Source organism: Ammoniphilus soli, assembly GCF_040813775.1.
The window spans coordinates 14,368-37,267 of sequence record NZ_JBEGDL010000027.1 but is presented as its reverse complement, the minus strand read 5'-3'; the positions used below and the strand labels follow the sequence as shown (position 1 = coordinate 37,267).

Here is a 22,900-nt window from a genome sequence, read left to right as displayed (position 1 = left end):
GAAAAGCAAACCCATCTCGGGTTTGCCCCATTGTTATCTATTCCCAAGCAGGATTCTCTCACGCTGTTCTGCTTCACTTCCAGTCGTGTGGGCAAAAGAAATCGCATGGATTAATCGACCTAGCAGCTGCTCACGAAGCTCATGATTAAACAAGGTTTCTCGAACATGCTCGATCCCAAGGCGTTCGATCCATTCCGAAGTACGTTCCGAATAGTAGGCCGTTTCCCGATAATATTGGATCAATGCGCCTGCCATTTCAAGGACTTCCTGTTCGGTTTGGACAGAACATAGCAGCTTCCCGACTTGAATCCGTTCGCCTCCATGCCCGCCTGCATAGAGTTCCCATCCTCCCGGGAAGCCGATGACTCCGATATCACGGATTTGGGATGAAGACCCTTGGCAAGGACATGGGGACACATTCATGCTGATCGGATAAGGAGTTGGCAGCCCATCGAATTGCTGTTTTAGGTTCGTCTCCAGTTCCTCGCCACCCGGTTGACCCAGTTCGCAATGTAGGCCTGAGCATGGTGTCAGCAATCGTTCTTCCTCCAGAGGCCTGATTGGATGATAGAGGCTGACATAATAATGCATGGCGGATAGGCATACCGTGCAGCCTTCTGGATTCTGCCATCCAAGAGTCTCCATGACTCCTTTAACCCCATCGACAGAAGCCATCTCCAACGACGCAACGGCTAGCTTGACCTGTTCGTGACTCATCGCGGTGCATCCGCAGATCGGTTCCGCTACTTCTTCAAAGGAGCCTTCGAATTCATGCTGCAGCGCGTATTCTAAGATCGATGCAACCAATGGCCTGCAGCCGCCGCATGAGCTGGAGGCTTTGGTGCATTGCTTGACTTGATCGACGGTCGTTAAGCCTTCTTTATGGATCGCTTGGATAATCGCTCCCTTGGTGATGTTATTGCATGCACAGACAACTTCCTGATCAGATAGCGAGGAAACGAAGTCATTTCCCCCTTCACTCGAAGGGAAAAAAGGAATTTTCTTCAGTTCAGCCGAATTTGCTTGTCGGTTAATCATGCCCAATAACGAGCTGCTCTGGCTGGTGTCCCCGAACAAGACCGCTCCAATGACCTTGTCGTTGCGAAGTAATACCTTCTTATAGACGCCCTGCATGTCATCGCGCATTTGGAGAGCCTGCGTATCGTCACGCGTCACGAATTCCCCTGCCGAAAAAACATCGACACCAGACACTTTCAGTTGCGTCGCTAGGATGGATCCTTCGTATCCGTTGTCTTCTGCCCCACAAACCTTCCGCGCCAATACTTTTGCCTGATCATATATAGGAGCAACAAGTCCGTATACTGTTCCGCGATGCTCGGCACATTCTCCAAGCGCATAGATATGGGGGGTATTGGTTTGCAAGAAGTCATTGACTAAAATGCCATGGTTCGTTTCGAGTCCGCTATCCTTTGCCAATTGGACATTGGGGCGAATCCCAACTGCCATGACCACCAAGTCCACGTCAATTTTCGTCCCATCCTTGAATTGCAAGCCTTCGACGCGATGTTTTCCGACGATTCGTTCCGTCTGCTTTTCCAGCAGGAATTTCATCCCTTGCTTCTCTAATTCTCGTTGGAGCATGATAGAAGCGGTAGGGTCCAATTGCCGTTCCATTATATAGTTGAAAATATGGATGACATGAACATCCATCCCCAGGTTAAGCAGGCCTCTGGCCGCTTCGAGTCCGAGCAAGCCCCCCCCGATGACAGCCGCCTTTTTGTATCTCTTGGAGGTCTCGATCATCTTCTGGCAATCTTTTATATCTCGGAAAGCGGTGACCCCTTCCTTGTCTGCACCCGGAAGGGGCAGCATAAATGGAAGGGAGCCTGTTGCCAGAATCAATTCATCATAGGTCACGTTACGCTGACGGTTCGTATAGACGATCTGCCGTTTGGTATCGATTTTGATGACCGTTTCTCCCGTCAGTAAATTGATATCATGCTTCTGATACCAGTCCCAATCGTTGATCGTGATATCAGCAATAGTGGTATCTCCCTGCAAAACCTTAGACAACAAGATGCGGTTATAGTTCGGATGGGGCTCCTGGCCGATGATCGTAATCTCGAATCCCTCCGGGCTGATCTTCAGAAGCTCCTCGATACAACGAACACCTGCCATCCCATTGCCCACAAGCACTACTTTTTTCTTTTTCATCAGAAATCCTCCAGATATTTACATGCTGTTTTATCCATTAAGCAATGAATCATCAGATGCCAGCAGATCTATTCAATCGTTAGATACAGCTCACACCAGCCATGCCATTTCCAATCAGCACTAATTTTCTCTTATCCAATTCCCCCCGCTCCCTATATCTAATTGAAATTCAAGCTATTTTCTGCGCTCGAGGCACCTTGCGCATAGAATTCATCCAGTTCGTAACCAGACACAGCAGCGCAAACATCACCAGAAAGATAAATCCGAATTGATAATCTCCCAACACATCTTTCACTACCCCTAGCAAAACAGGAGGAAAAAAGCCTCCAATCCCTCCAGCCGCACCAACAATTCCAGCAACCGCCCCTGTATTTTCAGGTGAAACCTCAGGTACTAACTTAAATACTGCGCCATTGCCAATCCCAAGCAGGAAGGATATCGCTAAACAGTTGGTCGTAAAGAAAATGAAATTGTGATAGGAAAAAGCGAGAATAATACCGAAAAAGAAAATCCCGCCAAACACCATCGTTAATACTTTGCTCGCTCCAATGCGATCCGCTAGATATCCCCCACCTGGCCGGATCAAGGTAGCCAGTAACACGAAGATCGACGTTAGCAAACCCGCCTCCGTCGATGTGAGCTTAAAGAGCTCCTTCAGAAAGTTGGGCAAATAAACACTGAATGTAACGAATCCACCAAACGTTAAAAAATAATAAAGGTTGAGTCGCCAAATTTCTTTTTTCTTCAATACCTTCAAGGTTTGCTTCAACGTCTTCAATTCCTTAGGAGGCGGCAAATCCCGCGCCCCCATCCCAAAAACGATAGCCATGAAGCCCAAGATCGCAGTCAATCCCCAGAACACCCAGGAAGGGCCCCATTGAGCATGGGCAATCGGGATCATGAAATTCGCCAGGGCCACTCCCAGATTCCCAAGACCAGCGATACCAAGCACAAAACCTTGCTTCTCGGGTGGGAACCATCGCGAAACATAAGCCATGGAAATGGCGAAGGTTGAACCTGCCATCCCAATGAACAGAGCATAAAAGAGCAGCATGCCATAGGAATCCGCGAAACCTGCACCGACCAGCGGAAGCATCAAGAACAGCATCGTCCACACATACACTTTACGAGCACCCAAGCGATCCGTCAGCATCCCCATCGGAATGCGCATCAGCGATCCAAGAAGAATGGGTGCAGCTAGCAGCGTACTCTTTTCCGTTGTACTCAGGTGATATATCTCCTGGATATTCCCGGCCATGGGCGAAAACACCGACCATACCGCGAAGCAAACAATCATGGATAACGTGGATAAAAGTAAAGCTGACTTTTGACCTCTCATGTTCATGTCCTCTTTTTACGTGTAATGTTTATTAACATTATACTTAAAAATCTGAAACGTATATGTTCTGCGTTAGATTATATTACATGGTTTTTTTTCTAATAATAGAAAAAAACCGATTCTCACTAGCTGAGAATCGGTTTGATTATGTGCGCCGGACTCTATTATTTTTATCTCTATTTTTTAAAAAGATGGTCGAAAAAATACAAATGACAAGATCGGCATTAGTATAAAATAAAACTTGGAGATAAAACAATAAAAACCACAATAAAAACGCCAGTCAATTTAGTAGCCGCACAAATAAATCAAGGGTTTAGCTGTTTATTTATAAGCTAAACCCTTTTAAATACTATACTCCTCTCAATATTCTTGCCATTTTCTTAACATAGCGCGAACCGGGCTCCCATCCGCTTCCGCGAGTGGAAGCGGGAGGGCTGTCAATTCATAATCCCCTGGTGTGATCTCGTCTAACACAAGCCCTTCCAAAATGTAAAGGCCATGGGCGGCAAGGTGGTGGTGGGCAGGCAATTCTTTACTGTCCAATGGATCCACAGATGGCAAATCAAGACCAAGAAGACGAACACCGAATTCCGATAGATACTTCGCTAATGGCGGTTCGATGGGAGGAATGGTTTTAGGAAACTCCCTTCGATCAAGCCATGCATCAGTTCGAATCAAGAGACGAGTGACCCCTTTTAAATCGATACTGGAGAATTCATTTATTCCGATGCTTTCCTTATTTGGCAAATGAATGACTCGGGCACGGCCGATAAAGACATCGAGTTCCAGATCGATTACTCTTTTCCCCTCATCATCGAAATGAAAAGGAGCATCAATATGAGTTCCTGTGTGTGTACTCATATGGATTTCACCTACATTCACAGACCCGCTTTCTTCTTTCCCCCAAGATACTCTGTATGAATAAGGAGTGTCTCCAGGCCAGACTGGAATCTTTCCATCCAGGCGCTGGGAAATATCAAACCACTTCATATTGATCTCTTTCCTTCTCAACATCCTTGCTTTGAGCGTTTGCTTTCCGCCAGAGAATATAAGCTGCTGTAATCAACACAAGCCATGGAATTCCAACGTACAAGGTCATTTTAAACTCTTCGGTAAACCATGTGGTGATCGTGATGCTTAGCATTAATCCAGCTCCCAATAGCGGAAGATAAGGATAGCCCATCATCTGTACGGGAAGTTTTCTTCCTCCTGATGCGACCCATTTCCTCCGGAAAAAGAGGTGGGTGACAAATATCATGAACCATGTAAACATGGCTCCAAACATAGAGATTCCCATCATGAGGATAAACGCTTGATCGGGTACAACGGCATTTAACAATGCGGCCAGGGCAATGCCAAGGGTAGACAAATATAACGCTGAGGCAGGAACTCCCTTCTTGCTTAATTTTCCAAATCGGGCTGGAGCATATCCTCCTCTAGAAAGAGAGAACATCATGCGTGTGGTAATATACAACTGACTGTTCATAGCAGAAAGGGCAGCGATTAATACAACAAAATTCATGATCCCGCCCGCTCCTGGAATCGAGAGCAGTTCCATTACTTTGACAAAAGGACTTTTATCCACTCCTGCTGCTTTCCAAGGTACAATGGCCAACATCAGGGCAATTGTTAATAGATAAAATACGATAAGACGGAAAACCGTGGAACGAAGCGCCCTGGGTACGGCTGTTTCAGGGTCTTGTGCTTCTCCTGCCGTGACAGCAATCATTTCAATACTTAAATAGCTAAACAAGGCTACAACAACGGCAAGCCACATTCCCCACCAACCATTGGGAAGAAAACCTCCGAAATCCGTATAATTATGAAAACCGATTTCAGGTTGAGTGTCGGTTCCGAAGACCACGTAAGAACCCAGTAAAATAAACGCTACAATAGCAATAATTTTAACCATAGAAAACCAGTATTCTAAAGAACCAAACAAGTTGACGGTGGTGGCGTTTACATAAATGAGTAAGGCTGAAAACAAAACGATCCAGATCCAGCCTGGTACCGTAGCAAACCAGTACTTCATATAAACCGCTACGGCCGATATTTCTACCCCCACCGCCGCAACTATGCATGCCCAGTACGTATATCGCACAACAAAACCTGCCCAAGGATGAATATAGTATTCAGCAAAAGCTCCGAATGAACCGGGCGTTGGATGGGCAACGGTCATTTCAGCGAGACAGCCCATAAGGAGGAAAGCAATAAGGGCACCAATCGCGTAGCTAATAATGACGCTTGGACCAGCTAAGCCGATCGCAAAGCCGCTTCCTAAGAACAGACCCGTTCCAATAGCTCCACCGATGGCAATCATAGCGAGCTGTGCGGACGTTAACCCCCGCTGCAGCCCTTCTTCACGCTCCATAATCTTCTCGAATTGATTTTGATTTCCTGTCATAATAAGCCTCCAAATCGAATTTAGCGATTCTTTCATCTATCCCATGCTAGATTTTATCTTCTTGGAATAAGAGTGTATAATATAACCGATACAGCATCAATGACAACATGTCAGTTTAATACACTAGGAAACCATGAGTTTTATAGCTATTTATATCCCCCCATGCCATAATAAAAAGAATGATCTTTTTATAGAAAGGACCTAAAATGAATAAGTCAAGTGATCATATGACGACAAGAAAGCTGCGTTCGATTCAAACCAGAGAAAAATTGTTAACAGCTGGCCGTGAGATCCTCATAGAGCATGGGTTTCAAAAAGCGACCATTTCCCAAATCATTAAAAAGGCAAAAACTGGATACGGAACCGCTTATGTCCATTTCAATGGGAAAGATGATATTCTCATTCAATTAATGGAAGATGTGATGAACCGATTCTATGAAATAGCCGAACTGCCTTTTGAGCCCCAATCAAAGCAGGAAGCCTACGCAATAATTGAAAAGCAAGCGAATCTTTTTCTGCAAATGGCCATTGAAGAACGAGCCATGATGAAGGTCATCGAAGAAGCCATTCGTTTATCAGAAGATGTGAACCGCAAATGGAAGGAAATTCGCGAACGCTTTATTCATAGAATTGCTCAGGATATCGCCTACTCCCAAAAAAACGGCCTCGCTCGAACCGATGTTGATCATAACCTGGTCGCAAGAGGATGGTTTTTTACCAACGAGATGTATTTATGGGAAATCGTAAAGGATGAAAATCGCTTTACTGTTCAAGAAATCGCCCATAATCTTACATCGGTGTACACAGGCGGGCTTTATTAGTAAAAGGTCTTGGGGGATGACCATCCTCCTTCCTCCCTCACTCTCGAATGGCTCAAAGGACTTTATACCTGAATAGCCCTCCCTGCGTCTCTGCCTTTAACTCCCCTGCCTCTACGAGATAGTGCAAATAGGCATTGGCTTCGCCGATCGCAATCCACTGGTCTAGGCCTTCTCGCTGTTCAGGAAACAACTGATGGGATACCTCAAAGGCCGTCCCCCCTTTCTTTGCCCATTCCCTTACCCTCTCGATTCGTTTTTGATAGTAATTCAAAATTTCCGTGATTCGTTCCTGAGCGTCTGCAAATAGAGGCCCATGACCGGGAAGGACAAGTGAAATGTCAAGGGAACGCATCTTTTCCAAAGAAGCGATATAGGTACCTAACGGATTCTTGTCCCCAAAACCATGATAGGAAATATAGGGCATTGTCTCTCTAGTCAGATGATCGCCAGTCACCAGAACTTTTTGGTCCTCATTATAAAAACAAACATGTCCTGCGGTGTGGCCCGGAGTATAGAGTACTCGAAACGTCAATTCCCCGAAATCGATAAGGTCCCCTTCTCTCAAGGTTTGAATAGGATGAGGAGGTGGAGGAACGGGATGGAAAGCCGTTTCATTTTTCTGTAATTCTTGAACAACCTCAAGAGGCATACCGGCACCCCGATAGAAAGCCGCAAAGCTTTGTTCCGTCCATTGATGTTGAAGAAGATGCCTTTCTTCTTCGCTCAAATAGACGGCTGCACCCGTCCATTCTTGCAGGATTCCGGCATACCCCAAATGATCCGGATGATGATGAGTGAGAAGAATTCCCTCTACATCATGCTGGGGATCAATCCCATGTTCCAGAAAAGCATTCTCCCATGATTTTCGTGTTTCGGGACGATTCATTCCGGTATCCACGAGCTTCCATTTTCCTTTGGATTTTGCTAGATAGCAATGAACGTCACTGTTCCAAAATGGAAGAGGAATGGTCACCTTATGAATTCCATACTGTTCCATCATTTGATTCCTTCTTTCATTTAAACGTTAAGAAATGGAATGTAAAACTCCCAGTAAGCGATCCATGCCTGCCTTTATTTTTTCTGGGCTTGCATTGGTGAAATTCAAACGCATGGTATTCTTCTGGGGGTTGTGAATATAGAAGGGCGCACCCGGGATAAAAGCAACTCCATGTTTAACCGCTTTCTTTAACAGCTCCGCTGTATCCACATGACCTTGCACCTTCATCCATAAGAACATTCCGCCTTGAGGCTCGATCCATGAGATGTCTTCCCTTCTAAGGCTTTTCAAGGAATCTTGCATCATCGTCATATGATGATAATATTTTTGGCTAATCCATTTGGTATGGCGATCAAGATCAAAGTCTTTCAGTAAATAATAGAGAGCTTGTTGATTCGTCATACTAGACACCAGATCAGCCACTTCTTTAATTCGGATCAATAATTGGATAAGCGGCTGTGGACCTGTAATCCATCCCGTACGCAAAGCCGGGACGACGGTTTTAGAAAAAGAGCCTGTATACAATACGCGAGCGTGATCATCCATCGCTGCAATAGGAATATATCTCCTATTTTCATGAAATTGGATATCTCCATAGGGATCATCTTCTAAAATAAGAGCATCATACTTGCAGGCTAGCTCCAACAATGACTTGCGGCGTTCTTCACTCCACACTTTCCCATCCGGATTGGAGAATGTTGGAACCACATAAATGAATTTAGGCCGGTATTGCTTCAGCTTATTCTCCAAATCCTCAGGATCCATCCCCTCCTGATCCCCATCCACTCCTACAACCTTGGCCTCATGAGATTCGAAGGATTGGATGGCCGCAAGGAAAGTCGGATTCTCCGTCAAAACGACATCTCCCGGTGAGAGCATGACTCGGCTAAATAAATCGATAGCTTGCTGGGAACCTGTCGTAATCAAGACGTTATCCGGATGAGATGAGATGCCCTTTAAGCGCAATCTTTCACTAACTAACTCTCTTAATGGCGTATAACCTTGGGTCAGCCCATATTGCAAAGCCTGTTTACCCGAAGCGAATACTTGATCAAACGCCGCCTTTAATTGATCGCTTGGAAAATATTCATCATAAGGAAACCCTCCTGCAAATGAAATGACATCTTCAGCCTCTTGAATGATTTTGGTCATTTCGCGAATGGGTGAAGGTTTAACTTGTTTGATAGAATTTGACACACGATAATTCATAAAACGATTCTCCTTCCAAAAAAGTGATGAAACGGTGTTCTCTTTCAAATTATTAATAAGTTCTTTATACTTAATAAATTTACAACCTAACTGACATTATGTCAATGACATAGTGTCAGTTAAAATACTAAACTAATCACTTTAGCTAAACCCAACACAAAAAACCTCTCTATACGAGAGGTTTATCTTGTTGCTTTTTCCAATTTATCTTATTCGGAATTTTGTACGCTAGGGGAACTTCAACCTAAAAAAAGCCGAGTTCCTTACAATGCTAAGGATCCGACTCTTTTAAAAAGAGGGTTCTTAACCGTTATAAAAATGGACTAGTATCTATCCTAGTGGAATTTTCCCCCTTGACCCGCTTTAACGTCGCTACGATAAGAAAGCTAACAATCACTAATAAGAGCCATGAGCTCACCTTTCCTAGATGAACGAGACTCCATGCATCGGTTTGGTTTGGATATTCCCAAGCTCCAAAGAACGTTGCGATATTTTCGGCTATCCATATAAAAAATCCGATGAGTACAAAAGAAAGTGCGAGTGGCATACGGTAACGAATTCCATCAACCTCGTATGTGACCCATGATTGCCAAAAAACGATAATGACAAGTCCAGATAACCACCAACGAACGTCCATCCAATAATGATGGGTGAAAAAATTCAAATAAATCGCAGCTGCAAGAGGTACAACGATCAAAAACGGTGGCCACTTAACCAGTTCAACCTTAAGCCTCCTCCACGCCTGGCAAAGATAACTCGCTACACTTGCGTACATGAATCCGCTATACAAAGGCACTCCAAAAATTTTGAAATATCCTTCCTCTGGATAAGACCAGGAGCCCATATGTACCTTGAAAAGTTCAAGAGCAAGACCAATAAGGTGGAACAATGTGATTACCTTTAATTCATCCCGTGTTTCAAGCCCAGAACGCACCATCCACCACTGCATCAGGAGGCAGATGATGAGCAGCCAGTCATACCGTGGCAGGAAGGGAAGTGGCATGATTTGTGTAAAAGCCAAAGAGGTAAAAATAACGACAGGAAACAAACATGATAGGGCCTGCTCCCAACCAAAACGAACGAGTTGTTTTAGTGCTCTCATGATTTGTACCTCCAAAGGTTTTTTCTGAATATATTTAAATTCCTACTTTATTAATCTTGGGTGTCTTCATCCCTTCGGTATTCTAAAATATCACCAGGCTGACATTCTAAAGCCTTACAAATCGCCTCTAAAGTGGTTAATCGAATCGCCTTTTGGATACAATTCTGCTGCAAAATTCCCTATCCTAGGCACCAAAAATATGTACAAAGCAAGAATCGGAGTTCCAATAAGAAAAACAGCTATCTTAAAGAGTGTTGTTCCTCGTTTCATAAAAAGCACCTCACTTATTTAATGTCAATTTTATTTTATCGCACGTTTTATCGTTTTACAATATATCATTATTGTTTTTATTTATATTTTTATTGTTATTGAAATATCCCTTTAATTTTAGACAAAAATAAAAAGCATTCCTCATTACAAAGAAACGCTCTATAATCTTAATACCCGTTACCGCGGCAACGAAGAAAGGGACGGATGCCGATTCCGTCCCCTGCTATCGAATCTCGTTAGCGTAGTAAGTTCTTGAAATTTAGTTACAAAGTCGATTTACTGGGAACACCAGGAATTAATATTGTTTGTACTCAAAATTAATACATTAAATAAAATAATTGTTTACAAAATTGATGTTCGATGGTAGCATTAAACTATCGAAAGGAGGTGAACACACATGCTAATGACCAAAGATATCAAAGAAATCAAGCTTGTCTTCATCAGCGGAATGAGTCCAGATGGCAAGGCGATCCGCAAAAGCCGCATCTACAAAAATGTAAATGCTGCGAATGCCACCTTGGAAAACGTCCATACGTTCGGACAAGCCTTAGCTGCCCTTTCCGAATGGCCTCTTGATCAAATCATCTTATCCACTGATCAAGAAATCATCGAAGTTCTTGGCTAATCCTCACCATGATTCCTCAGACAGACCCCCGCTTTGATCCTCACACGAAAGGAGGTGCACCTCATGCCTCGCGAACTCAATGAATCCGTAATCTCTCTTTACTTCAACAAGATGGACGGCAAAACCTTAAAGTTAGACGTTCCTGCTCCCAAAGCAGACTTGACTTCCGCTACGGTAAAAGCTCAGATGGAAGCAGTTGTAACCATCGGTCAATTGTTCGACATCGCATCCATTAAAGATGCTGGAATTACGGAACGAACAGTTACAGATTTTAGCGTAGAAGAATAATATTCGACAGGTGCCTGTCACCCGTCGAATTACACAAGGAGTGAAACCCATGGAACAGTTGGAGCTGATCCCACTGATTGGCAATCTGGGTTTCCCCATCTTTGTTTCCTGGTACCTACTTACAAGGGTAGAAAGCAAAATGGAAGCACTGACCTCCTCGATCGCCGAGATGACACAAGCGATACACGGGTGGCAGAAGGAGACTTAGTTGGCGGAGACCCTATGACAAATTGCCCATCTAGACTTACTCAATCTAGGTCGGGCATTTTTCTTTTATTCAATCATAGACCTTAACCACCAATGTTATATTCCCTGGACCTTTATGCTATGATGATTAGAAAAGAAGATGTGAGGTGACCTATGATGAGTATTCGTAAAGAAGATCTTCATAAGCTCGTTGATTTGTTGGATGACAAGCACAATCAGCCAGCCTATGATTTATTGCGAAAGTTAATAAAGGGTGACATCGTGTTAATCGATGGCAAAGTTGTCGAGTTTGATGACGCCCCTATGACGGAAGAAGAAAAGAAACTTACTGAAAAAGCTATGAAAGATTACGATAATGGAGAGTGTATCGACTGGGAGGAGATCAAGGATGAAGTATAAGGTAATCCTCTCTAAAGGAGCAGCTAAGTATTATCGTAAACTTGATGCATCACGCCGTAAACAGATCGATAAAATTTTAATTAAACTCCAAACCGATCCCTATTCCCTGCCTCATGTGAAACGCATACAAGGGAGTGATTTTGAAGACTTTAGGGTGAGGTTTGGAGATTTTCGTTTATTATACCGCATAATAAATGGAGAACTGATTATTCTTGTATTAGATATTGGCCCTCGTGGAGATATCTATAAGAGTTAAAGCCCCTTTCAACCTCAGTAAAATTTAACTTTATTGCCTTGGACTTACTTTTCCTCCCATTCCACCTCATTATTCTCTTCCCAACACATCAATCAGTAGTTTGATATTGATCCATTAAAGATGCCGGAATTACTAAAAGGTAAATCGTTAGTCGTTTTGACACCAGACCAGTTCAATCAACTCTATACGCAATCCTCTTACCCACTAAGCTACGATATCGTTTTATTCAATAAGAAAAAGAAAAAAGCTGTTATCCTTCTCAAAAAGGAAAACAGCTTTTTGGATTATGTATGGTGGAGCTGAACAGGATCGAACCTTGATATTTCATATTTTGAATTACCATATTACTTAGCGTTTGAATAATAGTTATCAAACCATTGAAATTACCTATCGATTAATGGTTTGATAAGTCACAAGTACCGGTCAGCATTTCCTTCCAATTAGCAAATATCTAGAATTTGAAATTTCCAATAAAATCCCCATCTTAGAAACTAGATGGGGATTTCATTTCGGACCACTAATTTATCTTTCGTGAAAAAGCTTTTGCTTGGGTAAATAACAAGAGATAATCCGGTCCGCCAGCTTTTGAGTCCGTCCCAGACATATTGAATCCGCCAAAAGGATGGACACCTACCAATGCTCCGGTACATTTCCGGTTGATATACAAATTCCCGCAGTGCATGTCTTCTAAAGCAATTTTAATGCGTTCCTCATTGCAGGAGAAAAAGGAACCGGTAAGTCCGTACTCGGTATTGTTATAAATCTCTATAGCATCCTTCCAATTTGCAGCCTTACAAAGCGCTAAAACAGGCCCAAAAATTTCTTCTTTCATGATCCGAGCGTTCGGTGCAACATTGCCAAATATCGTTGGCTGAATATAATACCCGTTACCTTCCGCTTTTTTTCCGCCAGCCAGAAGTTTTCCTTCCGTTTTGCCGATTTCAATATATTGAAGAACTTTCTCATAGGCGTCTTGATCAATAACAGGACCTACTGTAAAATTTTGTTCCGGTAACCCGACAGATAATTCGCTTGTTTTCATTAAGATTTTTTCAACTAATGCATCATAAATGGATTCCACTATAATAGCACGAGAACCTGCCGAGCATTTTTGTCCTTGGAAACCAAACGCTGAAGCGACGATGGCCGAAGCTGCAACCTCTAGATCAGCTGTTTCATCAACGACAATGCCATCTTTCCCCCCCATTTCGGCGATCACTCGTTTTATCCAAATCTGTCCTTCTTGGGTGTCTGCTGCCAAGCGATTAATCCGAAGACCGACATCTTTAGAGCCGGTAAAACTAATAAAGCGAGTTTTCGGATGGGTCACAAGATAATCGCCAATCTCCGATCCACTTCCAGGCACAAAATTTAGGACACCAGGGGGGAGACCTGCCTTCTGCATAAGTTCCACAAACTTATATGCAATGACTGGAGTGGTTGAAGCCGGTTTAAGAAGTACAGTATTCCCGCACACAATAGCAGCTGCTGTCATTCCTGCACAAATAGCTAATGGGAAATTCCAAGGGGGAATGACCACTCCCACTCCTAGAGGAATATAAGACAGTTTGTTGTCTTCCCCTTCAATTTTCACCAATGGTTGTTTCTCATTTATTTGACTTAAACGGATGGCTTCTCTAGCATAATACTCTAAAAAATCGATGGCTTCAGCGGTATCGGCAACCGCTTCGCTCCAGTTTTTACCTGTTTCCACGACTAGCCAAGAACTCAATGCATGTTTCTGTTCCCTCATTAAAGCAGCTGCTTTAAACAAATATTCCGCCCTTTCGGCTGCAGAAACACGTTTCCAGCTTTCAAAGGTACGCACGGCTACTTCCATCGCCTGCTCTGCTAAATCTCGATTTGCTTTACTTACACTGCCCACGAGTTCGCTGATATTTCCAGGATTGATGGAACGAATTTTTTGCTCAGTAAAAATCGGATCATTTCCAATGATTAAGGGATAATCCTGACCCAAAGATTCTTTGGTTTGTTTCAGAGCCCGTTCTATTTCCTGCCGATTTTCATCGCTAGCAAAATTCGTAAACGGTTCATTGACAAAAAGCTTCATATTTTGTTCATCTCCTTATAACTTCTAACAAATCCGAGAGCACATCGACGACAACGGCTCCAGCTTCTTGGAGAATGCGCTGTTTCTCTGCGGCTGTTTCGAGCGAACTTTGAATAATAGCTCCTGCATGACCCATACGTTTTCCCGGTGGGGCAAATTGCCCAGCTATGTAGGCATAAACAGGCTTCTTCATGGCCTTAATGACTTCGGCAGACTTGACTTCATCTGTTCCGCCAATTTCGCCGATATAGACCACCGCATCGGTTTCTTCGTCCTGTTCGAACAATTGGAGAATTTCATCATGCTGAATTCCAATGACCGGGTCCCCGCCCAAACATACGATTGAACTCGTTCCAAGGCCTAATATTTTAAGCATATCAACCACTTCATAGGTTAAAGTTCCGCTTCGGGAAACGACGCCTATCCGGCCTGGAATTAAAATCGAATCATGCAAGTCACTGACATTTGCTTTGCCTGGGGAAACCATTCCTGCAGAATTAGGACCCAACAATTTGACGCCATGCAGCTTGGCATATTGAACCATTTGCATACTGTCATGAACCGGTACACCTTCGGAATAGATGACAATCGTCTTAATCCCTGCATCTATAGCCTCAAGAACCGCTTGTTTGACCATCGTTGGACGGACACTGATGAATGAAGTATCCGCTCCAGTGCGGCTAACGGATTCTTGAACGGAATTGAACACAGGGACGTTCCCTACCTTTTGCCCCCCTTTACCCGGTGTTACACCTGCTACAAGCGGGGTACCGTATTGCACCATCCGGTCTGCAAACGATTTTCCAACACTTCCTGTAATTCCTTGTATAATGACCTTGGATTGATCGTTAACAATGATTGCCATGCACGAATCCCCCTGCCTTCTCAACCACCTTTTGACAAGCGTCCACGAGCTTATCTGTGGTATAAATATTCTGGAAATGACTCATGCTCAGCAGGGCCAGATCTTCATCCTTCCCCTTCAAACGTACAACTACCGGGAAATCCGTATTCCCTAGTACTTTGGCAATAGCCGTTGCTAAAACGTTACAGCTTGCCACCTGGAAATAAAAATTAAATAAGAAGGCTTTCGGTCGCAATTCCTTTATATGCTGTATAAGCGTTTCTGCAGAGGAAATATCATGGATGACATGACCCCCCAAATCGACAAGGGTACGAACCGTTCCTTGATTGTGGCTAACCAAGTCAAAAGTTGCCATCCCTAAACCCGCACCACTGGTAATGACAGCGATATCTCCATCCAAGTCAACTCCGACTGCCCCAAGTTCCAGGCACTTTGCTTCAAATCCATCCTTCATCCGAGGCAACAGAGCCGCATGATGATCCTGTTCAGCATGGTCATCAATAATGACCTTCGCATCGCCTGCACACAATTCCCCTGTCTCCAATAAGAATAAAGGATTAATTTCAACCAATGTAGCATGCTCTTGGACAAACATGTTCCAGAGGGAAGTTAGAAGTGGCTGGATTTTCACCAAATCCATTTTCAGAAATTGGGCTACTCTGCGAATCATGTACGGCTGCAAACCTAACAATGGATGGATGGAAACCGAAAGAATCTTTTCGGCTTCCACTTCTTCAATATCTACCCCGCCATCCGCACTTGCAAGGATAACCGGGCATTTCTGATTTCGATCGATAATAATAGATAGATAGAATTCTTTTTGATAATTTGCTATTTCTTCTATATAAATATGGCTTACCCTTTCACCTTTAATTTCCAAATTTCGAATCCTGTTGACTATGGATTCAAATGCGTTATGATTAGGTATGGTGATGATTCCCCCTGCTTTTCCTCTTCCTCCTGTTAGAACCTGGGCCTTGGCAATGACAGGAAAGGAAAGTTCAGATGGGCAATCATCCCATAGCCAACCATTGGAAACGGGGATTCCATATGCCTTAAAAAGTTCTTTCCCCTCATATTCGAATAGTTTCATAAGGATCAACCCTTTTTCAATTTTCTTTGTTCAAAGAATTCTTCCATTGCGCGCTGCGGTTCACCAGAAGCGTATCCGACTTGGTGAGCAATAACCGAATGCGCCATACAACGGTCAAAGTTTTCATCGCTCAGCATTCTAATCCACTGCTTGTTGCTTCGTACCGCAACCGGTGGCTTGCTTGCCAACTCCAATGCCAATTTTTTCGTTTCATAGGCGAGCCGGTCATTAGGAACCAGACGGGTGACTAATGAGTACTCTTTTGCTTCTGTAGCATCCAATAGGCGCCCGGTTAGAATTAAATCGGTCATCCTGGATTTCCCCATCACTTCCTCGAACATGGTACTGCCAATGATGCAAGCCAATCCGACATTGACTTCTGTCATACCATACTTGGCTGTTTCATTCGATATGCGGATATCGCAAAGCAATGCCAATTGAAGACCCGAGCCTGTGGCAAACCCATTTATCGATGCGATAATCGGCTTGTATACGCTGCGGATGGTACGGTATAAGTGATCAAACTCATCGATCCATATTTTAGCCGTCTCTTCATTGACGGTTTGGCTTTCACTCAAGTCTTGACCGGAACAAAATGCTTTATCTCCCGCTCCGGTTAAAACGATCGCTCTAACTTCCATGTTATCATCCGCTTGCCGAAATGCGTCTGCCAACTCTAGTTTAGTATTCGTACTCAATGCATTGTAAGTATGCGGACGATTGATAGTAATGGTTAAAACTCCATCTTCTAAACGGGTTAATATTTCTTGATAACTCATTTTTTATCTTCCTCCCACTATAATTAATTGTTTTCTCGTATTTTCTCACTCATTCTTAGGATTTCATCTATGACTTTTCATAAGAGGTGGAAGTGGAAATGCTTTAGTGCAATATTTTTCCGTGTAGGCGTAAGGGGAAGTAGAGCTTGGAGCCCTATTTCCAAACTTTGGGTCAAAAGAGTATGATCGCACAATGGATCTCCACATGTTCCCTTGTGGTTTACCCTCCCATGTCACACTGGGTCGATGCCCTCACATTCCTTCGTTCTACCTCTCAAGGGGTGGATGCCGATTCTTGCTCCTTTACTGGGTCGTGGCCCTTATGGAAAATGAAATGCCGGCTTCTCCGTGCTTCCGTTGTCATGTTTCTTTCCTAACAGTGGGTGAGATGAATACGACCTTTGAACTTATTAAGCTACCTGTAACTGGGTTAATCGAACCGGCCCCATTACATCTTGAGCATTATATGGGATTCGCTTGGTCCCTAATGTATGGAGGACACGAATCAATTTCCCACATAAAGCAATAATCGATTGCTTCTTCTTTAACGGATTTTCACTTCTCTTTGTGTAGTGCTGGTGGAGGGCCTTAAACTCCTTGTTCTTAGCTACCATAGGCAGTACACAGCGGAACAGCAACGCTCTTAGTCTGGAACGACCTCGCTTACTGATGGTCGATTTCCCTTTCTTCTTACCTGAACTGTTTTCCTTGAGATTTAATCCGGCAAGACGAATGATTTGCTGTCCGTGCACGTATCCATTTAAATCTCCCACTTCTGCAAGAAATCCAGCAAGGGTAACGATAGCCACTCCGGGGATCGTGAGCATTTCCTTCGTTCCCGGAATTTGCTGTAATAGTGTCTCTACTTGCTCCATAATGGCTTCTATTTGACGAAAATCATACTGTTCTAATAAAGTCTTCAGTTCTAACTTGGCTGAGGAGATTCCTTGGGTCATCCCAATCGAATTCGAAGCTACAGCCACCAGTTTTTCCGCGCGCTTCATCCCTACGGCCCTTTTTACTTCCGCCTTCCAACGTTTGAGGATCGTCCAGGCGCCTAATGAGACGATCTCTTGTGGTAAGCAAAACTCATGAAGGGTAATGAGAGAAGCTTTACCTTCCCAATTCTTAAATACCCTCTGATATTCTGGGAAGAATCGGTCTAACCAGTTTTGAATTCGAAGCTTCACTTGATTAAAATTAACCATGACCTTTTCCCTTAAGTTCATGAGAATACGTAATTCTGCATACTCTTGCTTAGGGAAATTGGGCTCGGTGTACTTCCCGTTGCGGATAAGATCTGCGATGACTTTGGCATCTTTGTAGTCGTTTTTAGTAGGCGAATTGTCCTCGAGTTCTTTACTCTTGTTCACATGATGGGGATTCACCACAACGATCTTAATGCCTTCTTCTTGAAGAAATTCGGCCATCGGGAACCAGTAGTGTCCGGTAGGTTCGATACCAAAAACAATGCTGCTTTTGTTGTGAACTCGCTGTAATTCCTTCATCCACTGAACCAGTTTCGTTAGCCCTACACGGTCGTTTGAGAAGACACAATCCTTCCCCAATTCAATCCCCCTAAAATCTACTGCACGAGCTACGTGAGTTTTCTTCGCCACATCAGCTCCCACAACGAGGGTGGATTCGGTAATTTGTAGAATGCGTTGATTTTGCTTTTGACTATGCTTATACTTCATGGTAGTGCCTCCTAGTAAATTGGGATTTGTTCTTTGGTCGGAACGTTACCCAGTATACTTGAGGCTCTTTTTTTGTTCAAAATCCAAATTAATTCATTACAGGAATGGCTCCTTATTTGATAATTCCTTTTTCCTTATAATATTTTTCTGCACCTGGATGCAGTGTAGTTCCTAAATTCTCTACGGCTTCTTCTAATTTATAATCTTTTAAACTAGCATGAATGGATGGTAAGCGTTCCAAGCTTTCATTGATCGTTTTAGTAATTTCATAGACCACATCATCCGGAACATTTTTATTCGTAACCAAGATGGTATTCATCGTGGCCGTTTTAATATCTTCGTTGCCATTTTTCGCATTTGGATACGTACCGGCTGGAATGATTGCCGTCCCTAAGGCATATTGGGAAAGGTGCTGGATCAATCCATCGGACATGGGAACCACTCTCAAATCACGACTTACTGATGCATCCGTCACAGCCGAACCTGGAAGCGCAAGCTGTGAAAACATCACGTTAACGTTTTGATTTTTAAACTGTTCTGCTTGCTCCGTGTAACTGCCATGAAAGAAGGCACTCCCCTCTTTTTTCATTTGGTCATAGGATGTTTTGTAATATTCAAGAATTTTGCGGAATACCCATTCATCTGTGTTATTTACAGGTGTAAGGGCGACTTTCACCTTTTGCCCTGGCTTGAAAATATCATCGGATGTTTGGATATTACTTTCGGCCGGCACGATAAAGTGAAAGTAATTATTTGAAAATCCATTCCCAATAGCCACTAAGTCAGGGGATTTTTGTTTAAATGGATCCTCTCCTTTCACCCCAGCCAAAACAAATGGCGGCTGTTCCCAAGCGATTTGCGCTTCCCCATTATCCAAAAACGGGATATTTTGCAAACTGCCGCCTGGTATGACCTTAATGTTTACATTGGGGTTTTTCTCCTTAATAATGGAAGAAATGCCTGCAGCCATACTATACCAGCCGCCTCCCATGCCGCCTGCTGCCCACGTTAGATTGACTGGTTTGTCTGCTCCTACGCTTTTATCCTCGCTTTGACTGGTTTCACTTGGAGCTGGTGAAGAAGACGACGGAGCTGGAGCACTCGATCCCCCCACACCACATCCCGTTAAAATCATACTTAACGCTAGACCAAGAATGCCGACGGATATTTTTTTCATGATGGAATGCCCCCTTTTTTAATTTAAATTCCTGTTCGGATTAAACTACAGCCTGATTGTCCGGTAACATCACCCCTTTCAAGCGAGAATATTGCCTATATTCCCATATGACAAAGAGAATCAACATCCCTATGCCACCTAAACTCACAATAGTCTGTCCTCCTAGAATCACCCCTGCTATGACTAACAGTAAAATTCGTTTCCAAGCATTCATCTTTTGGAAAAAGGCTCCAATCATTACGGAAGCAATACAGACAACGCCTAACGAAGTTACAACAAAGCTAAGAAGAATGGTTGACCATGAAAATGGCTCTGCCATCAGTAATGCTGGGTTAGCAACAAAAATATAAGGGACCAAAAAACCTGCAAAAGCAAATCGCGGTGTCAGAAGGGCCGTTTTCATGGGCGGCGATCCCGCTATACTTGCAGCCGCAAATGAGGTCACTCCTACAGGAGGGGTGATATCAGCTAGGATAGCAAAATAGAACACGAAAAGGTGAGCGCTTAATATTGGAACATTAAAATAAGATAAGGCTCCTGCTGCGACGGACGCTGTTATCACATAGGCCGGAGTAGTCGGAATACCTGCTCCCAACACCAAAGTAACGGCCATAACAAGCAAAAGGGCAATCCACAAATTTCCAAATGAATACTCTATGATAATATTGCTAATCGCTGTCGCAATTCCCGTTTGGTTTACAACTGCGACGATGATCCCCGCTCCCGCTAAGGCCGTTGCGATGACTGCCCCGCTTTTTGCGGCATAGGAAAATCCATGGACAACTTCTTGCCATTTGAAATTTCTTCCGGAAGCGATCATCCAAATCAGTAACATAACCAAAAACGAATACACCGCACTTTTCGAAGGAGATGTCCCATTCATTAACATATAAATCATAATGACAAACGGAAGAATAAAAGGAGTTCGCTTGGCTACCGATTTCCATCCTACATACCAATCTTGAGGTACTCTCTGCAAATTCATGGAGACCGCTTCAAAATGAACGGTTGCCAAAATCCCGATGTAATAAATCACCGCACCCAATAATGCCGATTGAATGATGGTTGCATAGCTGGAAGAGGTCATTTCCGCCATGATAAATGCGCCTGCTCCCATAACAGGAGGCAAAAGCGGACCCCCTGCACAGGAAACCGCCTCAATTGCACCTGCCTTTTCCCTAGAATAGCCAATCTTCTTCATTAACGGGATACTGAAGCTTCCTGTGGAATACACATCTGAAACCGAGCTTCCGCAAATACTTCCATACAGACCACTAGATAACACAGCAACCTTAGCAGGTCCTCCTCTATATTTACCAGCCAACAGAACGGAAAGATCCATAAAGAATTGGCCCACACCGGAACGGAGCATAATGGAAGCAAAAACAATGAAGATAAACAGCACGGTACTTGAAATTCCAGTTAAAAATCCGTATATTCCCTGATCAGCTGTCAAGAACATGATCTCTATAACCCTCTCAAAACTGTAAGCACGGGCATTGAGCATCCCAGGGAGATAGGGAGCCAAGAAGATATATGAAAATATAATCGTGACCGTTAGCGCGAAAATGGCCGAAACGGCTCGGCGACAGGCTTCAATTACTAGAACAACGATGAGCGTACCAAGAATAACTTGCGTGGTCGTTAAAGGATCAACCTGTTCCACGCGACGAGATAATTCATTCGCATTGATCATTAAATATAGACTAGGAAGACAGGACAAAATGGTTAAACACCAATCTAATATAGAGACTTCTGAGTTTTCTCTTTTACTTCTTGCCGGAAATACTAGGAAAGCAAGAGAAAAAAGCAACAGCAAGTGAATGGAACGTTGAAGTCGTGGTTCATATGACCCGAAAAACGCTGTGTACAAATGAAATACTGCTGTAATAACTGCCCAAATACCAAAGGCAATGGCCAATTTCCCTTTAAATTCCCTCATACCATTCTCCTTCCTACGTTTTAAATTGGACTACATACTTCCATTTATCCGTTCTTACAAAATATACATTCGCATCGATTGGCGTCATCTTTTGATCAAAGGATAATCGCGTTACCTTTAATAGGGGAGTTCCATCAGAAACTTGAAGAAAATGAGCGATATCCTCGGTTGCTAGGGTTGCTTCAATTTCTTCTTCTACTTCTATCAGATCCAAATTCAACTCATCTTTTAGTACTTGACCGACAGAGATGAACGCACCATCCTTACCAAACAGCTCAGATGGAATATTCGGGGAAATATAATGTTCCAAAAAAACAACTGGTTCCCCATTGTAATACCGTATACGCTTTAAGTAGGTTAATTCTTCCTCAGCAGGCAGTTTTAGCATTTGAGCATAAAGCGGAGAAACAAGGGTTGTTCTTTCAATGGTCCGTGCCGCTATTTTATTCCAAGAGCCGGAATACTGGTTTCTAAATCCAGTCATTAGCGTCCACATTCCAACGGGTCTGCGGTTGGCGACAAAGCTCCCTTTTCCCTGCAAACGGTAAATATATCCATCATTTTCAAGCTGTTTTAATGCTTGTCTTACAGGTGTACGACTAGTATCAAACATAGTTTCCAGATCATTCTCAGAAGGCAACATTTCTCCCACTTGGTATTTACCTGATAAAATCTTCTCCACAACATCATCATAGATCACTTTATATAATGATTTTCTTTCGACTATCATATATACCCCCCCTTATTCCTTTCTATATTTTAAAATTTCACTCCTATACTCCCTCAACTTGTAATACTAAGTATCAACTTGTTACACTTATAATACTAAGTATTATGAATTTTGTAAATACTCTTTATTTAAATTTTCTAAATAAATTTAATTATCCCCTAATAAAACTTCCTTCTCTTAAGCTATAATTACCCTAGGAAGATATTGTAAGAAAGGAGGGGCTTAAACTGTTAATTGAACGTTATGAAAAAATGTATCGAGAATTATTTAAACAATGTAAAAGTCGTGAAGACGTCGCTCATCTGTACATAGGACTCATTATAAAAATAGGCGCACTAGATAAAACAGAGGAAGAAAAGGTTCAACTTATTGAAATTATGGACAAGGTTTCAGTAGAGACTTACCGTATGTTACCGATTTTCTGGACTATATTAAAAAGAATGCCCATTAGGCT

General features: G+C 43.1%; 21 protein-coding genes and 2 pseudogenes. 6 read left to right on the top strand and 17 right to left on the bottom strand.

Features of this window, described 5'->3' with window-relative positions; all coding sequences use genetic code 11:
* Window positions 1–33: 33 nt before the first annotated feature.
* The 4 genes from nirB to ABLT31_RS29550 form a co-directional block, all read right to left on the bottom strand.
* On the bottom strand, window positions 34–2,175 hold the full coding sequence (nirB, locus tag ABLT31_RS29565) for a nitrite reductase large subunit NirB (protein WP_367758448.1): 2,142 nt from the start codon (window positions 2,173–2,175) through the stop codon (window positions 34–36).
* 169 nt (window positions 2,176–2,344) lie between these two features.
* On the bottom strand, window positions 2,345–3,514 hold the full coding sequence (locus ABLT31_RS29560; protein WP_367758445.1) for an MFS transporter: 1,170 nt from the start codon (window positions 3,512–3,514) through the stop codon (window positions 2,345–2,347).
* Window positions 3,515–3,874: 360 nt separating this feature from the next.
* The gene (gene kynB / locus ABLT31_RS29555) at window positions 3,875–4,504 is read right to left on the bottom strand and encodes an arylformamidase (protein ID WP_367758443.1); all 630 of its coding nucleotides are present in this window, start codon (window positions 4,502–4,504) and stop codon (window positions 3,875–3,877) included.
* On the bottom strand, window positions 4,491–5,918 hold the full coding sequence (locus ABLT31_RS29550; RefSeq protein WP_367758441.1) for an amino acid permease: 1,428 nt from the start codon (window positions 5,916–5,918) through the stop codon (window positions 4,491–4,493). Before ABLT31_RS29550 ends, kynB begins: the two co-directional genes overlap by 14 nt.
* Window positions 5,919–6,124: 206 nt before the next feature.
* On the opposite strand from ABLT31_RS29550, the gene ABLT31_RS29545 reads away from it, so the two are divergent.
* Window positions 6,125–6,739, top strand: coding sequence for a TetR/AcrR family transcriptional regulator (locus tag ABLT31_RS29545; protein WP_367758439.1), 615 nt, complete (start codon window positions 6,125–6,127; stop codon window positions 6,737–6,739).
* A 52-nt stretch (window positions 6,740–6,791) separates the two neighbouring features.
* On the opposite strand, the gene ABLT31_RS29540 is transcribed toward ABLT31_RS29545, so the two are convergent.
* The 5 genes and pseudogenes from ABLT31_RS29540 to ABLT31_RS29520 all read right to left on the bottom strand — a co-directional run.
* Window positions 6,792–7,739: an MBL fold metallo-hydrolase gene (locus tag ABLT31_RS29540; RefSeq protein WP_367758437.1), complete on the bottom strand. Its 948-nt coding sequence runs from the start codon at window positions 7,737–7,739 to the stop codon at window positions 6,792–6,794.
* A gap of 24 nt (window positions 7,740–7,763) precedes the next feature.
* A complete protein-coding gene (locus ABLT31_RS29535; RefSeq protein ID WP_367758436.1) occupies window positions 7,764–8,945 on the bottom strand; it encodes an aminotransferase-like domain-containing protein in 1,182 nt (393 codons plus the stop codon).
* A gap of 310 nt (window positions 8,946–9,255) precedes the next feature.
* Complete coding sequence (locus ABLT31_RS29530; protein WP_367758434.1) at window positions 9,256–10,047, bottom strand: DUF817 domain-containing protein; 792 nt, start codon at window positions 10,045–10,047, stop codon at window positions 9,256–9,258.
* Window positions 10,048–10,097: 50 nt separating this feature from the next.
* Window positions 10,098–10,199 (bottom strand): annotated as a pseudogene (locus tag ABLT31_RS29525) (helix-turn-helix domain-containing protein); the annotation flags it as partial.
* Window position 10,200: 1 nt separating this feature from the next.
* Window positions 10,201–10,317: pseudogene (locus ABLT31_RS29520) on the bottom strand (DUF2975 domain-containing protein); the annotation flags it as partial.
* A gap of 397 nt (window positions 10,318–10,714) precedes the next feature.
* Here ABLT31_RS29520 and ABLT31_RS29515 point away from each other — a divergent pair.
* From ABLT31_RS29515 to ABLT31_RS29495, 5 genes are all read left to right on the top strand, one after another.
* A complete protein-coding gene (locus tag ABLT31_RS29515; RefSeq protein WP_367758432.1) occupies window positions 10,715–10,942 on the top strand; it encodes a DUF1659 domain-containing protein in 228 nt (75 codons plus the stop codon).
* 63 nt (window positions 10,943–11,005) lie between these two features.
* Window positions 11,006–11,230: a DUF2922 domain-containing protein gene (locus ABLT31_RS29510; protein ID WP_367758430.1), complete on the top strand. Its 225-nt coding sequence runs from the start codon at window positions 11,006–11,008 to the stop codon at window positions 11,228–11,230.
* A 49-nt stretch (window positions 11,231–11,279) separates the two neighbouring features.
* Window positions 11,280–11,438, top strand: a complete 159-nt coding sequence (locus ABLT31_RS29505) for a YvrJ family protein (protein WP_367758428.1) — start codon at window positions 11,280–11,282, stop codon at window positions 11,436–11,438.
* Between the two features lie 155 nt (window positions 11,439–11,593).
* A complete protein-coding gene (locus ABLT31_RS29500) occupies window positions 11,594–11,836 on the top strand; it encodes a hypothetical protein (protein ID WP_367758426.1) in 243 nt (80 codons plus the stop codon).
* The gene (locus tag ABLT31_RS29495) at window positions 11,826–12,092 is read left to right on the top strand and encodes a type II toxin-antitoxin system RelE family toxin (RefSeq protein WP_367758424.1); all 267 of its coding nucleotides are present in this window, start codon (window positions 11,826–11,828) and stop codon (window positions 12,090–12,092) included. The genes ABLT31_RS29500 and ABLT31_RS29495 overlap by 11 nt, the downstream gene beginning before the upstream one ends.
* A gap of 517 nt (window positions 12,093–12,609) precedes the next feature.
* On the opposite strand, the gene pruA is transcribed toward ABLT31_RS29495, so the two are convergent.
* The 8 genes from pruA to ABLT31_RS29455 all read right to left on the bottom strand — a co-directional run bounded on the left by pruA (window position 12,610) and on the right by ABLT31_RS29455 (window position 22,446).
* Window positions 12,610–14,163, bottom strand: coding sequence for an L-glutamate gamma-semialdehyde dehydrogenase (gene pruA, locus ABLT31_RS29490; RefSeq protein ID WP_367758421.1), 1,554 nt, complete (start codon window positions 14,161–14,163; stop codon window positions 12,610–12,612).
* 7 nt (window positions 14,164–14,170) lie between these two features.
* Window positions 14,171–15,028 carry a succinate--CoA ligase subunit alpha gene (sucD, locus tag ABLT31_RS29485; protein ID WP_367758419.1) on the bottom strand — a complete coding sequence of 286 codons (858 nt, stop codon included), beginning with the start codon at window positions 15,026–15,028 and terminating at the stop codon, window positions 14,171–14,173.
* Window positions 15,012–16,121 (bottom strand): ATP-grasp domain-containing protein, encoded by a 1,110-nt coding sequence (locus tag ABLT31_RS29480; RefSeq protein WP_367758417.1) that lies wholly within the window; start codon window positions 16,119–16,121, stop codon window positions 15,012–15,014. Before ABLT31_RS29480 ends, sucD begins: the two co-directional genes overlap by 17 nt.
* Before the next feature lie 5 nt (window positions 16,122–16,126).
* Window positions 16,127–16,900, bottom strand: coding sequence for an enoyl-CoA hydratase/isomerase family protein (locus ABLT31_RS29475; protein WP_367758415.1), 774 nt, complete (start codon window positions 16,898–16,900; stop codon window positions 16,127–16,129).
* 410 nt (window positions 16,901–17,310) lie between these two features.
* Window positions 17,311–18,597, bottom strand: a complete 1,287-nt coding sequence (locus ABLT31_RS29470; protein ID WP_367758413.1) for an IS110 family RNA-guided transposase — start codon at window positions 18,595–18,597, stop codon at window positions 17,311–17,313.
* Window positions 18,598–18,709: 112 nt separating this feature from the next.
* Window positions 18,710–19,774 (bottom strand): TAXI family TRAP transporter solute-binding subunit, encoded by a 1,065-nt coding sequence (locus tag ABLT31_RS29465; protein WP_367758410.1) that lies wholly within the window; start codon window positions 19,772–19,774, stop codon window positions 18,710–18,712.
* Window positions 19,775–19,814: 40 nt separating this feature from the next.
* Window positions 19,815–21,716: a TRAP transporter permease gene (locus ABLT31_RS29460; RefSeq protein WP_367758408.1), complete on the bottom strand. Its 1,902-nt coding sequence runs from the start codon at window positions 21,714–21,716 to the stop codon at window positions 19,815–19,817.
* Between the two features lie 13 nt (window positions 21,717–21,729).
* Entirely contained in the window at window positions 21,730–22,446 is a 717-nt protein-coding gene (locus ABLT31_RS29455; RefSeq protein ID WP_367758406.1) for a GntR family transcriptional regulator, read from the bottom strand.
* Window positions 22,447–22,900 lie beyond the last annotated feature (454 nt).